Source organism: Neobacillus niacini NBRC 15566 (genome assembly GCF_001591505.1).
Lineage (GTDB): Bacteria > Bacillota > Bacilli > Bacillales > Cytobacillaceae > Neobacillus > Neobacillus niacini.
This window is the reverse complement of sequence record NZ_BCVA01000021.1, coordinates 57,636-72,648: the sequence shown is the minus strand read 5'-3', so window position 1 is coordinate 72,648 and position 15,013 is coordinate 57,636. Positions and strand designations below refer to the sequence as shown.

Below are 15,013 nucleotides of genomic sequence, written 5' to 3'. Positions count from 1 at the left end.
CTCCACTTCCGAAACATCCTCAAACTTTATTCTAACACAGGATCATGAGCTCACCTCGACACCACCTTATGTTAGGTGGTAAAATTAAACAATTAGAGATGAATGATCAAAATTGAGCAATGCAAACTGTTTAGTACTTATAAATATAATTAGTAGGTGATTGAATTTGCGTTTTTCAAAAAGTATCCCAAATATGCTAACCTTAGGTAATTTGTATTGTGGTTTTCTTTCAATCGGATTTGCAGCAAATAGTCATTTTAAAAACGCAGCGATTTTGATCATCATTGGGATGATGCTGGATAGTATGGACGGCAGGTTAGCTAGAATTTTAAAAGCTGATAGCTCTTTAGGGAAGGAGTTAGATTCATTAGCAGATATTGTTACTTTCGGTGTCGCTCCATCTTTTCTAATATATTACACCTATTTTTATCAATTTGGATTACTCGGATTAGCTGTTGCTGGATTGTTCCCGTTGTTCGGTGCTTTTCGATTAGCGAGATTTAATATTAGCACCAATAAATCATCTCAACATTATTTTATTGGTGTTCCAATTACTGCAGCTGGTGGTATTTTAGCATTACTTACTCTGTTTGGTAATCTCATTCCGAATATTGTTACAACCGTTATCTTTACAGCGCTTTGTTTTCTAATGATTAGTAAGATTAGAATACCTAGTTTAAAGGATGTACCATTACCAAAGTATGGCACGATTGTTACTATTTTTTTGGGATGTTTATTATTTCTAATATATAAAGGAACATACGGAAGGTTTCCTTATCTGATATATATTGCAGCACCTACTTATATCATCTATTTATTTTATCAATTAGTAAAAAGGATAAAAAATAGTTAATCATTAACTTTTTTAAGCGATCGTGTTTGGATACCTGGAAGGGATGTAAACAGATGAAAGTAACACGTAGAATTAAATATAATATCATCCGTCTATTTCGCCTAAAATCAAGTCCTCATCAAGTAGCGCTGGGTTTTACTGTGGGTTTTATTCCAAACTGGATTCCTACGTTCGCGCTAGGCCCCTTCCTTTCGGTTGCTTTTGCAAAACTTGTTAGAGCGAATACCGTTTCTGCCATTGTGGGGGGTGTAATAGGAACTCCTATTTGGCCACTACTTTTCCTATTAAATTATAAGGTTGGAAGCTTACTATTGGAAAAGAAAACTAAGATTGATGAACTTGAAGAAGTTGATTACATTGATGCTATTCAACATACATTTGAAGGGATAGATGGATCCCCTTCGGTTGGATTCTCATTTCTAACAGGTGCAGTAATTAATATCCTAATCTCATCAATCCTCATTTACTTTATTGCGTATTTCCTATTTAAGATGTACCGGGTAAGGATTTTAAATAAAATTAGATAAAATCAATAGGTGGGAAGGCCATGATAATAATTAAGTTATTAGTGTAGAGCTCAAACTTCTATAGTTGCCAATCAGTAAATACAAATGAAGTTAGCATGTGAAATTTAATACGATTACCATAGCTAAGATTGAACTCAATTATTAAGTCTGAAATGTTCTTCATTACAATGGGGAGTGGAGGTACAGGTCTTATTGATCCAGCTACCGTAGGCCCTTTCAATGTTGAATAGGAGTAAAGAGGGGGCAAATCTTAAAGAGGTTAAGATATTGGCTTTTGACTCCAAATTATTAATATTAGATTGCGTGGACATTACTAAAGAAATTCCATTGAATAAGTTGAATTAAATACTATTCCCCCTAATACTTTGCCATGTATTAAGGGGGTTTTTATATTATTAAACGTACTATTACTTTTTCTATGGAGTTGTATTTTCCACTTCTTGTGTTATTACCCAAATAAATCCTGCTAATTCTCTAGCCACAGCAGTCATGGCCTTACCAGCTGCCTTTCCTCGTGATAACAAGCAAAAGTATTTTTTATGGAGGCGATTTTGTGTTTTCCATGAGATTGCTTGAATACTAGGTAACTACTTTCTTGTCTTTTCTTTAGTTCTCCTTTTACGGCGGGCTGGTAACGATAACTCCATGCTGATTCTACCAATAAACGGCGAACATGGCGGTTCCCTGTTTTTGTGATTTTCCCCTGTCTTCTCGTTTCACCACTAGAACTTTCACTTGGAATTAATCCGGCATATGCCATTAACTTTTTGGGAGATTCAAATCTTTTGAAAGATCCAATCTCAGCCACCAAGTTGGTAGCGGTAATATGTGCCACACCTCTTAAAGATTGAAGGGCTTGAATTATAGGCGCACGGACACCTTCAGTTGCTTGTATTTGAATCTCTTCTTCTAATCGTTTCACTCGATGTTCAATTTCTTGTATTTGATGCAGATACTCTTGGAAAACAATTCTAGATGCTGAATGCTCAAACTTTAGAGAATTCAACCATTCTCGATTTTTACAAGTCCATTTTCTTACTCCAGAAGGAGGATGAATATCATACCGTAATAGGAATTTAGTTAGTCGGTGTTTGGCTCTTAATTCATCTTCCTTCGCATCTTCACGGGCTTGTACAAAATCCCTTAGTGCTTCATCGTCTTCAGTTGGAACATAGACCGGTGTTAATTCGCCTGAACGAAATAATTTTGCTAAATTAATGGAATCCCTGCGGTTCGTTTTAATGCATTCGCCATGTTTCTTTGGAATTAACGATGGTGCAATGACTTCACACTCAATTCCTAGAATGAGAAAGAGCCTATATAACCCATAACCAGTTGGGCCAGCTTCATAACATACGCGAAGATTTTCTTTTTCTCCAAGTTTTTAACTAACTTTCTTACAGATTCCGGAGTGTTTGTGATCATTCCCCAATACCTTGGTTCTCCACGGCCTTCTTCAGCAATAGCAACTGCAATTTTTTCCTTTGATAGTCTAAACCTACATATCTTATGGTATCTTTCGTAATGTAGCTCTGATTTGGTTTGTTTTCCAGTAAACATTCTAACCAAATTAACCTACGCTGTTACGAGTAAGGAGCTAGTTTCGTTCATGATAACTTCAAAAATTCTTTCCCAGTCGTCAATAGCATCATCATGCACTCTGTTCATTAACATTTCACCGAATAAATCTAGACCTTTTTCGCTCATTTTATCGTTTCTTTCTATCGTCTTAATACTCTTACGGTTTAAAGATCAGACGGACAAGGTTCTTTGATGTCAAAGTTCGGTCAATTTAAGCTTTACTTCATAACATATTAAGTTTTCTGGAGTTCATTAAACGAAAGGCACCATGATAAAATTTAACCTGTTAATTTATAAGTTTTTATTATGGATGTGTTCAAATTGGACAAATTATTAATCAGGGATTGCATCATTATATTAGCAGTGATATTAACTGGCTTTACTGACATGTTTCTAGATACAAACAGCAAACCTGAGTTAACACCGTCCGCTCAAGGCAAAACTGAATCAACACCGTCAGTTCATGCAAAACAGATTGATGACAGTATCCACGTTGACGTTAACCCAGAGAGCATTTCTGTTCTTGTAAATAACCTACATAAGCTGCCAGAAAGTTATTCTCCACCAGATCTTATTTATGTAGATATTCCATTTGTTTTCCAAGATAAAACTGAAAAGCGAAAAATGCGTGCTGAAGCCGCAGGTGCGATTAAAGACCTATATACCGATGCAAAAGAACAAGGCATTTCATTATTAGGTGTTTCGGCTTATCGTTCACATGCAACTCAAACAGCATTATTTCAATCTTATGTTAGGAAAGATGGGTATGAAGAAGCTAAAACGTACAGTGCTTTGCCTGGCACGAGTGAACATGAAACCGGTCTTGCAATCGATGTTACTGGAGGAGATGGCAAGTGTCCTGCAGAAGACTGCTTTGGGGGGACAAAAGAGGCCATTTGGCTAGAGGAGAATGCAGCCGATTACGGCTTTATTATTCGATATCCGAAAGGAAAAAAAGCCATTACTGGTTATCAATATGAGCCTTGGCACCTACGTTACGTTGGTAAATCGATTGCTCTAATAATTATGAACAAAGGAATTACACTGGAAGAATATTTTCATGTACAACCAGTTAATAAGTAATTAATCATTTCTTTTGGAGATGGATGATTTTTGATGTTCTGTTTACTTTTTATATCCATTATTTTTTTAAATCTTTGTAGAACCACTGTGTCTGGCGGAGAATTAAGAGCAAGTGTAAAATGTTTTCATAGATTAAATGTGGATTGGATCAGCTGAAGTTGAGGTGGTATAGTGAATTTTGAACAAATGGAGTATATTGTCAATGTTGCAAATGACATGTCCATTACAAAAGCAGCAGAAAAATTATTTATTTCGCCATCAGGGATGAGTCAATCAATTACACAGCTAGAAAATGAGCTTGGAATAAAAATCTTTAACCGTTCAAAACACGGAATTACTCCAACTTTTGAAGGTAAAATAGTTATTTCCAAAGCAATGGCTATACTTAAGACCATGAAAGAACTGAACAAAGAAATTTATGATTATAAAAATAGTAATCAAATTCATTTGAAAATTACTACAGCGCCGACTTTTTCTTATGTAATTCAAGAAACAATGGTTGAGTTTAATTCGAGAAATAATGAGATTACATTCGAATTTGTAGAGCAAAACCCTACAGATATCATTCAAAATTTCAACAAAGAAAACTATGACTTCGCATTACTACCTGCATCTATTAATGAATTAAAAAAAGAAAAAAATATTTGTTTTGAACATATTCATGAGGGTCACATCTGTATAGCGGTCGGTAAAAATTCACCCTATTATACTTTTGATTATGTAACTCTTAGTGATTTAAAGAATTCAAAATTTGTTCTATATAATTCAACGGATTATACAAAGGTATTAAAATTAATAAAAGTAAATCCCAATCAAGTTTTAATTAGAACAAATAGCAGCAGCCTTCTTTTCGAGTTGGTAAAACAAAGTCAGGCCGTTTTATTTTTGCATGATTTTTCTATTCAACATAGTCCCATGGTTAAAAATGGAGAAATAAAAATCATCCCTCTAGAGGAGGAAAATTATTTTCCAATTGATTTCTGGCTTATATATTTAGAAACAAAAGGTTTAACAAAAGTAGCGAAGGAATTTATTGGTGACCTTTTTAAAAACCTAAAAAATAGTAAAACAAATAATATAGATAAATAACGAAGCTAAATCGTTTCAGCTTGTAAGCTAAAGTCTAAATGTTTTCAGAAGCCTCTTAGTGGTTCGATCACTGATTTCAATAAAACCTAATTTACTAATGCGTTGTCGATAAAAAAGGGTTTAGGAATGGTTTTCTATAACCTTTTTTGCAATTTTGAGAAAACAAGAGAAATATAGCGAATGAGTGAGATAATCATAGATGATTGACGCTTTCATCATCATTGTTTTCGTTTTCATCCCCTTTGTTTCCGTTTTCAGCGACGTTGTGGAAAACCCTTCCAATGATAGATAATAAAGGTATCAAATCGCTAGGAGGAAATGAATATGAAAAAGTTTTTTGAAAAAATCATTGAGACAATCGAATGGATTAACTACCTTCCAACAGATAAACACAAACAAACCAATTCACCTAAATAATAGTGAATTGGTTTTTTTATTTAAATAAAACTGATGGAATCTTCATTCTCCTCTTGTTTAATGGTAGACATTTCTCTGATTCCTTGTTTTTGGGATCAGGAGCGGGTTTTGAGGAATGTAGTTTACTATCTTTCGGTTACCATCTTTATTAATAAGTTACTAACTATAATGTCATTGGTTCCCTACTTTCTTTTCACTTGGTTCCAGACTTTATTAACTGGTTCCGGACTTTTTTAAAATGCCATGGCGTTCGTACTCATATAAGGTTATGATCATGTAAGAGTCCCTCTCCCCCTGCTGCAGCTTCTTCCTCTGCTACCATGGAATTTTATGAATTTGTTTTTTTGAATAAGGACACCAGTTTCGGTTTTAGTTGATGGAGCGGTATTTTTTGTTCTAGATAGCTCCCATTTCTTCATCATTCACTACTCATGGAGAAGCTTCCCCGATATGGTGAGGTGCATAAAATGAACAGGGTACGGAGAATTAAGCCGGATATTTAAAACAAAGTCATACATTAAATTCTTCTTGCTTCACCCCCAACAAAATCCTACTAATTCCCTCAAGCTGTACACTATATAAAGGTAGTCCTTACGCAAGAATTTTAGTATTACCTCAATTTTGAGGAATCTACTCAATATAAATAGGTATTTAAAATTGGATTACTAGACTAAAATTATTTAAACAATATTTAACAACTGTGACCAACCAGCGTCCAACCACCTATATGCGGACATTTTATTAACCGTTTTGATTGACTAGAAATATAGAAAAAAACACGCTTTAGCGCGTGCTCCTTTCCTTCTTATTAGTTTTGGTTTTTGTTTTTTATTCAATTAAGGTGGAAATAATAAATTGTCTGGTATATTATTTGTTCCAATACGCTTTTGCTTCTTCCTCAAGAACTTTTAACCTTTTATAATAATCAGGAAATTCGTTGAGATGAGCCAATGCAATTTTTCCAGTAGTGATAGGTTCATCCGCAGTAACATTTGTCAGATTGTATTTTCTTCCATGTTCAAGTTCTGTATTTACTCCCAACCAAAACTCATTTAAATCAAATTTACTCTTGGTAAAATCAATGCCTAAAAGTAAAGCTATTGCTGCTGCTTCCTCTTTAGAAAAGCTAGTTTTAGAGATGTTTGAATTAGTTGTATTAATATTTTCTGGTCTAAATGTATTTAAATTTTTTGTAGTTATATTTTTTTCATTCCGATGACCGTAGGCTTTTTCCACAGCTACTGCATCTGATTTGGTAACATGGACAGTACCAAATGGATGGTTAGGAGGAGCGTAAATCGAGTAAAGTTTTAGTGGAATATTACCTGTGTTGGTTAGATTATGCCATGTTCCAGCAGGTATCATTTTGCAAAATCATCATTGACATTTCTTTCAAAGTCAAAATTATCTTTACTCTTGCCCATTTGAACAATCCCCTGTCCTAGTTCAATACGTAAGAATTGATCAACGTCGGGATGCATTTCCAAACCGATATCTTCGCCAACATTGAGACTCATTAAAGCAACTTGCAAACGATTCCCTGTCCATAAAGCGGTACGATAGGTTTTGTTTCGCTTCGTAGCCTCATTGATATTAACTACAAATGGTTCTGGTCCATAATCTTTAAAACTATATTGGTTAGTACCATTAGGAATATTCCTGTAAACAGACTGTCTTTCATAGTTATGCATTGGTGCAGTATCATAATAATGATATTGATATTGATTTTGATATTGATACGTACTAGGGACATTGTACACTTTTTTCATTCCCTTCACAGATATACAAAAACATCATATGCCTATGCTTAGGGAATGTTCTTCTAATTATTTAAACTACCTTATCACCTGATTCTCCACTTTTCCCACCACTTAGTGATGAACACCGCTAAAACTACAAATTTCATTATTAACGACATAAGAAAACTTCATTCTTTCTAAAGATTATGTAAATTGGTAGAGAATGTTTGGACAAAGATGTTAAAATCAAAAAAAAAGTTTTTTTGTCCCCGCACATCATGACAATTAATTAAGAGCCTCCCAATTCAGGAAAGGCTCTCTACTCACTAGTGCATCTTTAATTATCTTTTCTTACAAGTATTGAACAACACTCCACATGGCTTGGATGGTGATGGCAGACTATTTCAACACTAACTGCGACACGCATTCAACATGGCTTGAGTGGTGATGGCAGACAATTACGATGTAGTAGTGTTTACTATCTTAATTTCACAATACAACAAATATTTTAAAGTACAGTCTGAATCTTCTTTAAACATTTGATTATCTCTTCTACTTCTTTAGGATATATCCTTTTGTTTTATTCCTTTTGATGAAGCAATCGTATGAATTATACTATCCGTAATTTATAATAAGTTAACTTTAATATTTGTCTTTCTCTTATTACTTTTAAGAATAAATGCATACCTTTCATATGGTTGATGACGATATGACTAATATATATATTACAATGCATTTAATAATCTATATTGCAAAAAAAGTGATATTATGGCTTTCACATTGTTATCCCAAACCTTCAGGAGAAATAAATCCTTTCCAAGTTCATCAATATGTTCGTAAAGAGAGTAAGAGTAGTTTAAAAACAGGGTCATTTTTTCAAATCTAGTGTAGTTTTACTAAATGTTAATCGCCTAATAAATTTCTTTTGATCTTCAATTACAAAAGACATTACAGCTAAATAAGGATTATCTACTATAGCCATTTCAAATAGTTCATCGTACTTATCCCTATTTGGATTAATAAAGTTTCTGCCTGCTAAAGCTCCAGATAAATAATCTGGCATGCGTACCATTTCGTCATACCACAAAGATTTTACTTTTAAATCAGGTTCCGCTACTGCTATTTTGCGACATTCTTTATCTGTAATTTTTTCCGCATCGCACATATTATGGTAGTTCATCTGCAGTAAATCGTATAAAATTCCACCATAAGATGTTATCAATTTATCACGATCTGAAAACCAACCGATTAAATCTGGTTTAATAATTGACTCTTTACTAATAATGAGCATTAAATAAGACACAATAGCCTGAATCATATTGATATTTTGAAAAAGCTTCATACTAAATGTTTTTCTTTCCATTTCCTGTTTCAATTTCTTTACCTTTTTTATAACAGAGTTAAAGTAAACTTCGTTAGTTGGTGTTGTTACTATCCATAATTCAAATTGTTTAATAATTTTATCTAAGTCTTGAAGATACTGTTCTTTTGAAGAAATTCCAAAATAATGATTTTTTCCTTTTTCAAAAACAATTGAAATATTAAACATATAACCTGATTTCATAAATGCACAAAAACGCTCATCTACGGAGGATGCTCGTTTAAGATCTACTGGTGCCATTTTGTTTATTATTTCTTTTAATTCTACAATATCATCAATATAAGGAAGTATAGTAAATGTAGCAGCATTATATAGTTTCTTTTCATCATCAAAACAATAGTCACTATAAATCATCCACTTTGTAACGCCTATTTTATTAAATGGATCAATAAATGAGCGAAAGTCAGATATTGTAGATTTATGAAATGTATCGTGAAATACTTTAAGTTCACCTTGCATGATTACCCTCCAAATTTAGTATATGATCAAAAGGAATCTCAAACCCTTTTGCAATACAACATAAATACCTCATATAGTATTTTAATCAAGATCAAAGTATTTAGAAAAAGTATTTGCCACCCCCGGTGACACTCTAAATACCCCACCACCCTCTGACATTTTATTATTTATATAAAATTGAACATTCTGGTAATATGTATTAGTGAAAAATTGTAAAGGAATAATAGAGTTAGCCATAATCATTTTACCAAATATTATAGGATGAATAGTATTTATACAAAAAATTAATAACAAATAATAAGAAAAAAGCAGTGACCATTTGGTCGCAGCTCCTTTCTTATTAAAGATTTATATCCAACCTAAATGACTTGGATGGTGATGGCAAATAGATTGCTGTAGTGGTGTTTACCTAATTTTATTAATAATATCAACTCTGCCAGCGAAATTAGAAAGTTTTTAAAAATTATTTAAAGAGTTGAAATGTTTGCATTTTGGTAGTCTAATTCTTTGGAAAAAACAAAAAGGTAGATTAAGAAAAAACTACCTTTTTAAATAGATGAATATTTAATAATTAAGTGAATATCCCAAACATTCTAAGACTAATTTCATCCCATCTAGTTTATTAATAATCTCTAATACTTCAGGGTCATTAGCTATAGCTTGCTCGGGAGCCTTGATGTTATACTCGTTTTCAAGTTTTTCTGCTTTTTGTTTTACACAATCAATTTCAGTGTTTGTTAAATTCCCATTACCAGTAATTGTAACAGTAATGTTAGGTGTAAAATTTTTAAAGCCCATTTGATACATACCTCCATAGTAACATTGATTTGATTTGATTTGATTTGATATCAATCTACCATATTATAACATCAAGGGGTCTAGTTTTATAAATTTCATATTGAATATAGTATAGTAACAACCACGGACCAACCGAATCTTATTCCATTATGTATTTCAAGCAACAGTTTTTGTTAAATAGAGAAATATAATTCATCCTATTTATTTAGGATAGATTTGGGTACATCAAGGTACTCCTCACTACTATTATAAAAAATTACACTTTCGATTGGACCTGCTTTTCCATAACAAAAGGATTGACCATATTGATTAGTTTAGTAGTGGAGGGAAATTGGATGCTATGGTCACCTTTTCTCCTTTTATACTCATAGTTCATTTAGGTCTTCATTTGAATCTATGAAAGCCCTATTTACGATTCGGAAGTAGCAAGAGCATTTCAGTGTTCTACATACTATATTAAAGACAAATAAAAGATTTGCTCGATACCTCCAAAAACAAGAAACCATTATTCATACATATAAGAAATTTCTAGAAAATAAGCTTTTGAAATAACTTTTAGCCCAGTTTGATAATAAATTTAATTAATATAATTTACCTATAATTAAAAAGATTGATTTCAAAACGTTAACTATTAAGAATAGACTTAAACAATTAATTAAATTATCATTTCCTTGTGTATATTGATATGTATGTCAATTATCGCCCCTCTGTTACTTCGCTTGACCACTCTTTAATTCCGTTTGGCTCTTAATTCTTTTTAATTGGTAATTCTTTTGTAATAAAATGTGATTCTTACCAATACTCTAGATGGCTTAGGTCCTATTTCTCCTACAAATAAAAGATGATCCTCATACATTTACGAGAATCGCCTTTTATATCAAGTTTTAGTTTTACATAACTCACTTAATAAAAACCACATATACCTTATCCTTCTGCAATTGAGTTTGGTCATTATATACCTCAATTTTCCCTCTATAATCTAGAGGGATGTTCTTGATCAAGTGTTCCGTGGCTTTTAAGGTATGTTCTCCAAAATCATACATAACTAGGAACTTGTAAGCATGAATCGGGTTAAAGTTCACTTTTGTTTTTCCCTCTAGTAAACCCTGAATATCCTTAATAATACCGTTCTTTTGTGCAGACCCAAACTTAAACCCATTATTAATAGGTTTATTACATTTAATTTCGGCAACTATATTAACCTTTCCAGTAACCATAATATCGTAGCCATTAACACTCGGCTTTACTTTTAAAAGATCCTCCAAATAAATCTCATAATTCTCATTTACATACGAAAAGTGATCTCTTAACCAATCCATAAAACTAATTGTAGTCTTATATGTAATTATATTGTTAATATCGCTCAATGTGTTTTTAATATCTACAAAATCTTCTATTGTTAACTTTGAATAATAGTCTTTATTCTCACCAGTTACTTTTGACATGATGAACTGGTTAAAGCGATTTTTCAATTCAGCTTCCTTATTATAATTCATGCCTATTTTTACTACCTCTCTCCTGCTATTTAGGTTGAACTGGAAATTTATTAAGTTTCTCTAAAACTATTAAACACATTTATTGTACCCAACTTGATTGCTGCATATATTTGAAAAATCGCGCGTTCATTTTCATCAGGCACCTTAATCATTTGCACTGAATAGTGTTTATACATATACTCTCTAGCATCTCTTATTGTGATTAGGTTAGGATACTCATCCTTTAATGTAGTTAGTTTGTATGAGATGGTTGCTTGCTCTCTAGTTAATGCTCGTAAATCCACACCTATTCGCGTGGCTAAATTTCTAGAACGACCAACATAGAGTACTTTATTGTTGGTATGGTCGCTAATAAGAAAAACACCTTCAATTGGTAAGCTGTCTTCTCCAAAAACTTTCTTAATAGTACCCTCTGTTAAGCTTTTTATTTCATACTTTGGCGCACTAATCAATTCATCTAGTAGCTTGGGTAAACCTTCATATATATCTTCAAATGAAATTACAACATTATCAAATTTGTTTTTCATTATTCCACCTCCATTTAAAGTCACTGTGTATCACTTTCATTTGTTATTGCTATAATGTCTTCCAATGATTCTTAATCATTTCCATAATTAATTGTGTATTGAGTAGCAGGGAGTGTAGAGTTTAATGATTTGAACTCTCTTTTTATATCTTTCTTAAATTTTGTTAATTTCGTTTGATTTAAAAATGATAATCAACATGATTCTTCCCTTCAAATTCATCTCCATTTTGAAGTACCGGTACCTCACACTCCCTTTTATATTCTTTTCAAAATGTTGAGGCAAGAGCTTCTTTAAATTTGTTGTTCTCAATAGGCATGTATTGACCGTTTATAAGTAGGTTACGCCCAAAATATCAACAAGCGAGGCTGACTTCTCTTCAAGCAAGGACGGATTATTTTCCAGTATCCTATTAACACTATCCAGAATTTCCGGAGTACTTAGTTTCTCTATTACTTCTCTTCCCTCTATGTATGCTCCAGGTATATCACGGTCTTTTCTGATACGAGAATTCGACAGTTTTCTTATCTTTGCGCAAAGTATAGCTGTAAGTATAAATATATCAAGAAGCTCTCTCTGGGCCTCTTCACTGGTCATGCATGGCTACTTTTGAATTCTCAAACATTTGTTTTAAGGCAGATTTTTTCTCCTCGCAATCAATGTCATAGGCGGAAGATTGCAACCAAAATTGAACAGAGTTTTAAGTAGTTATCAATGCCATCTGAAGCTAACTTTTTTAGTTTTTGTATTATGCTAAGGGTATCTTCTTCATAACCTTTTCTATATTATCTTTAAAATTCAATTAAAGGGAGTGTCGCTCTTTTGTAGTAGCATAGGTGATAGAAACTCGACAGCTCCTCCTTTCTGTTGCTATTTTATTAAGGTAGGTTTATTAGTCTCCGCCCAAGCTTCGTACATTTCCTCTCCCCAATCCTCTAACTCTTCTTCGAGCACAAGGATTTCATCAGGAACTTCAAGGGTTTCGGTCATCCCTTCTACTTGCAGATGGTAGTTTGTAACGACTTTTAAAACTGCTCCGTTTTTCGAACGGAAGTGCAAGCCATTCTCTTGATCGTAGCAAAGCTCTTCATAACCACCGTCTGCATAGTGAACTACCTTATGATGGTGGGCACAAAGACAAGTGACGTTTAAATATGAATCTAGGTTATCTTCTTCCTCGGTCATCTCCAACCATTCTGAGATTTTTCTAATATGATGAACCTCAGTATAAAATTTCCCGTTCCCCATATCAATTAAAGGGATGTGATTCCCCTCATAATCACAAGCTTGGCATTTATGACCATAAAGTAACTTCAATTCGTTGGCTAGAGTCCGACTTCTCTTAATTCGTAACTCTGTAACTTCAGCTACTTCTAACATGGTTTGGATGTTTTTCAGTTTTTCTAATCGATCCTCTCGATCCATAGGAGTATCAGCAGATTCATCATCATTGTCATCCTGCTCCATATCCTTCCGCCAATCATAAGGTGCTAAAGAGGGATCCAATTGAGGACGATAATATCGTTCATAACCCCAATTTTGCAGCAATTCATTTAAAGACATATTCTTTTTTACTGATAAGTCATAAAGGCGAGAATAAAGTGGATCTTCCGTATGGATATAAACCTTATTAGAACCCTCTTCGATAACATACTGTTTCAATATCTCAATATATTTCTCTTCCGTTTCCTCTCCCACATTTACCTTGAAATCCTTACGCCAATCATACGGAATAAATCCTCCAGGTAATTGATGTGGTAACAAACGGTTGAAACCTAAGTCCCCGATAACTTCATCAATTTTGAGGCCTCGTTTAAAAGCGAATGTATATAAACGAACATAGAGTGGGTCATATGACTTGATATAAACCGAGTTGCCATTCACAAGATATTTCTTCATTTCCTGCTTAAACCCATCGAGGTTTCGTTGATACATATACTCTTTATAGTAAGAGGTATAATCAAAGCCAAAACTTCTTACAAATGCCTCTAACGAGGGATAACCAGAACGACTTGCACGATTAGCCATGTTATAGTGAAGCGGGTCATCACAAGGAATATGGACCATATTCCCCTCTACAACGTACTTTTTTAGTGTCTCTTTTAACTCTGTTTTAGTTATTTTATTTGGGTGCAGACGACGATACCCTAAAAACTCCGTAAATTCAGCCACAGACATATCACGTCTTGAAGCAACACTCCGAATTTTACTTTGCAAATCGTTGTCTTTTACTCTCGTATAATTTTCATAAACAAGATGCTCTTTTAACGCCTCAATAAGCTGTAATTCCTCTTTAGTATATTGATTGTACCCCTTTGAAGATAACGCTTCATTAATTTTCTCAGGCATATCAAATAAAACTTTAATAACATCGTCACGTTTATAAAAAATGGCCACTTTATCATTCATATCATTAAAAATATAGAACACAGAGGAATCATCTTCGTAGGTGAATTCCCTTTGTTCCAGTAAGTCAAAAAACAAGCGATACCCTTCTTCATCCAAATCTTCCACAATCCAGTTTGCTGTTGAACGGGTGTTGTTCGTCACCTTCTTCCTTATGGCTTCTCTAGTGACACCAAGCCATCTTGCCATAGTCGCTTGATTGCAAGAAAACTCATCATGTAGTCTCTTCATCGCAGCTATGTCATATCTGCCACCTTGGGTTCCTACCGTAAAACCTATTCGTGCAACCAAATCTGAACGTTTAATGTCCTCTTCTCGACAGAACTTCAGTAATAAGTTGTTCGTTTCAATTGAAATATCCGACAGTCGAACGATCACTTTGTCAGGAAATTGTTCCACTAATAAACTCTCTATCTTACTTAGTAATTTTTCATTACGCAACTTTACCTTCTCAGGCGACTTTGAAGCTTGTCTCCGTCTTTGTTCAAATCCAAGCGATACGAGATAGTCCTTCACAGACAGCCCTTTTTCCCTTGCCTTTCCATTTACTAGAGCGTAAAGAGATGAACTCTTATCGTGAAGTGAAACGACTACTTTATCAGGATATATATTTAAAAGCTTTTGTTTAATAAACGAATCCATCTTCCTTACACCCCTATT

At 33.5% G+C, this 15,013-nt stretch carries 12 protein-coding genes and 2 pseudogenes; 4 read left to right on the top strand and 10 right to left on the bottom strand.

Annotated elements, in window-relative coordinates; all coding sequences use genetic code 11:
* Positions 1 to 166 precede the first annotated feature (166 nt).
* Complete coding sequence (pssA, locus tag BANA01_RS16020) at positions 167 to 853, top strand: CDP-diacylglycerol--serine O-phosphatidyltransferase (RefSeq protein WP_063253797.1); 687 nt, start codon at positions 167 to 169, stop codon at positions 851 to 853.
* Between the two features lie 53 nt (positions 854 to 906).
* A complete protein-coding gene (locus tag BANA01_RS16015; RefSeq protein WP_063253795.1) occupies positions 907 to 1,380 on the top strand; it encodes a DUF2062 domain-containing protein in 474 nt (157 codons plus the stop codon).
* A gap of 487 nt (positions 1,381 to 1,867) precedes the next feature.
* Here BANA01_RS16015 and BANA01_RS16010 read toward each other — a convergent pair.
* Together BANA01_RS16010 and BANA01_RS30635 are read right to left on the bottom strand one after the other, a co-directional pair.
* A pseudogene (locus tag BANA01_RS16010) lies at positions 1,868 to 2,689 on the bottom strand (IS110 family RNA-guided transposase); the annotation flags it as partial.
* Between the two features lie 266 nt (positions 2,690 to 2,955).
* Entirely contained in the window at positions 2,956 to 3,087 is a 132-nt protein-coding gene (locus BANA01_RS30635; protein ID WP_268875094.1) for a hypothetical protein, read from the bottom strand.
* Positions 3,088 to 3,282: 195 nt separating this feature from the next.
* Between BANA01_RS30635 and BANA01_RS16005 the strand changes: the two genes are divergently transcribed.
* Together BANA01_RS16005 and BANA01_RS16000 are read left to right on the top strand one after the other, a co-directional pair.
* Positions 3,283 to 4,044, top strand: coding sequence for a M15 family metallopeptidase (locus BANA01_RS16005; RefSeq protein WP_063253793.1), 762 nt, complete (start codon positions 3,283 to 3,285; stop codon positions 4,042 to 4,044).
* Between the two features lie 171 nt (positions 4,045 to 4,215).
* Positions 4,216 to 5,133 carry a LysR family transcriptional regulator gene (locus tag BANA01_RS16000; protein WP_063253791.1) on the top strand — a complete coding sequence of 306 codons (918 nt, stop codon included), beginning with the start codon at positions 4,216 to 4,218 and terminating at the stop codon, positions 5,131 to 5,133.
* Positions 5,134 to 6,417: 1,284 nt separating this feature from the next.
* On the opposite strand, the gene BANA01_RS30820 is transcribed toward BANA01_RS16000, so the two are convergent.
* The 8 genes and pseudogenes from BANA01_RS30820 to BANA01_RS15960 form a co-directional block, all read right to left on the bottom strand.
* Positions 6,418 to 6,651, bottom strand: coding sequence for a DUF5661 family protein (locus BANA01_RS30820; RefSeq protein ID WP_411835061.1), 234 nt, complete (start codon positions 6,649 to 6,651; stop codon positions 6,418 to 6,420).
* 93 nt (positions 6,652 to 6,744) lie between these two features.
* Positions 6,745 to 7,310: pseudogene (locus tag BANA01_RS15990) on the bottom strand (cupin domain-containing protein); the annotation flags it as partial.
* An 847-nt stretch (positions 7,311 to 8,157) separates the two neighbouring features.
* Complete coding sequence (locus tag BANA01_RS15985) at positions 8,158 to 9,129, bottom strand: hypothetical protein (RefSeq protein ID WP_063253788.1); 972 nt, start codon at positions 9,127 to 9,129, stop codon at positions 8,158 to 8,160.
* Between the two features lie 564 nt (positions 9,130 to 9,693).
* A complete protein-coding gene (locus BANA01_RS15980) occupies positions 9,694 to 9,927 on the bottom strand; it encodes a hypothetical protein (RefSeq protein ID WP_063253787.1) in 234 nt (77 codons plus the stop codon).
* Between the two features lie 899 nt (positions 9,928 to 10,826).
* Positions 10,827 to 11,423, bottom strand: a complete 597-nt coding sequence (locus BANA01_RS15975; RefSeq protein WP_063253785.1) for a hypothetical protein — start codon at positions 11,421 to 11,423, stop codon at positions 10,827 to 10,829.
* Positions 11,424 to 11,473: 50 nt separating this feature from the next.
* On the bottom strand, positions 11,474 to 11,950 hold the full coding sequence (locus tag BANA01_RS15970) for a hypothetical protein (protein ID WP_034675124.1): 477 nt from the start codon (positions 11,948 to 11,950) through the stop codon (positions 11,474 to 11,476).
* 327 nt (positions 11,951 to 12,277) lie between these two features.
* Entirely contained in the window at positions 12,278 to 12,544 is a 267-nt protein-coding gene (locus BANA01_RS15965; RefSeq protein WP_034675127.1) for a hypothetical protein, read from the bottom strand.
* A gap of 273 nt (positions 12,545 to 12,817) precedes the next feature.
* On the bottom strand, positions 12,818 to 14,995 hold the full coding sequence (locus tag BANA01_RS15960; RefSeq protein ID WP_063253784.1) for an HNH endonuclease: 2,178 nt from the start codon (positions 14,993 to 14,995) through the stop codon (positions 12,818 to 12,820).
* Between the last annotated feature and the right edge of the window lie 18 nt (positions 14,996 to 15,013).

Excerpts from the sequence above, each read along its gene's own strand:
- BANA01_RS15980 (WP_063253787.1), bottom strand. The coding sequence starts at position 9,927 with ATGGGCTTTAAAAATTTTACACCTAACATTACTGTTACAATTACTGGT.
- BANA01_RS30635 (WP_268875094.1), bottom strand. The coding sequence starts at position 3,087 with ATGAGCGAAAAAGGTCTAGATTTATTCGGTGAAATGTTAATGAACAGA.
- BANA01_RS15965 (WP_034675127.1), bottom strand. The coding sequence starts at position 12,544 with ATGACCAGTGAAGAGGCCCAGAGAGAGCTTCTTGATATATTTATACTT.
- BANA01_RS15975 (WP_063253785.1), bottom strand. The coding sequence starts at position 11,423 with ATGAATTATAATAAGGAAGCTGAATTGAAAAATCGCTTTAACCAGTTC.
- BANA01_RS15960 (WP_063253784.1), bottom strand. The coding sequence starts at position 14,995 with ATGGATTCGTTTATTAAACAAAAGCTTTTAAATATATATCCTGATAAA.
- BANA01_RS16015 (WP_063253795.1), top strand. The coding sequence starts at position 907 with ATGAAAGTAACACGTAGAATTAAATATAATATCATCCGTCTATTTCGC.
- BANA01_RS15985 (WP_063253788.1), bottom strand. The coding sequence starts at position 9,129 with ATGCAAGGTGAACTTAAAGTATTTCACGATACATTTCATAAATCTACA.
- BANA01_RS15970 (WP_034675124.1), bottom strand. The coding sequence starts at position 11,950 with ATGAAAAACAAATTTGATAATGTTGTAATTTCATTTGAAGATATATAT.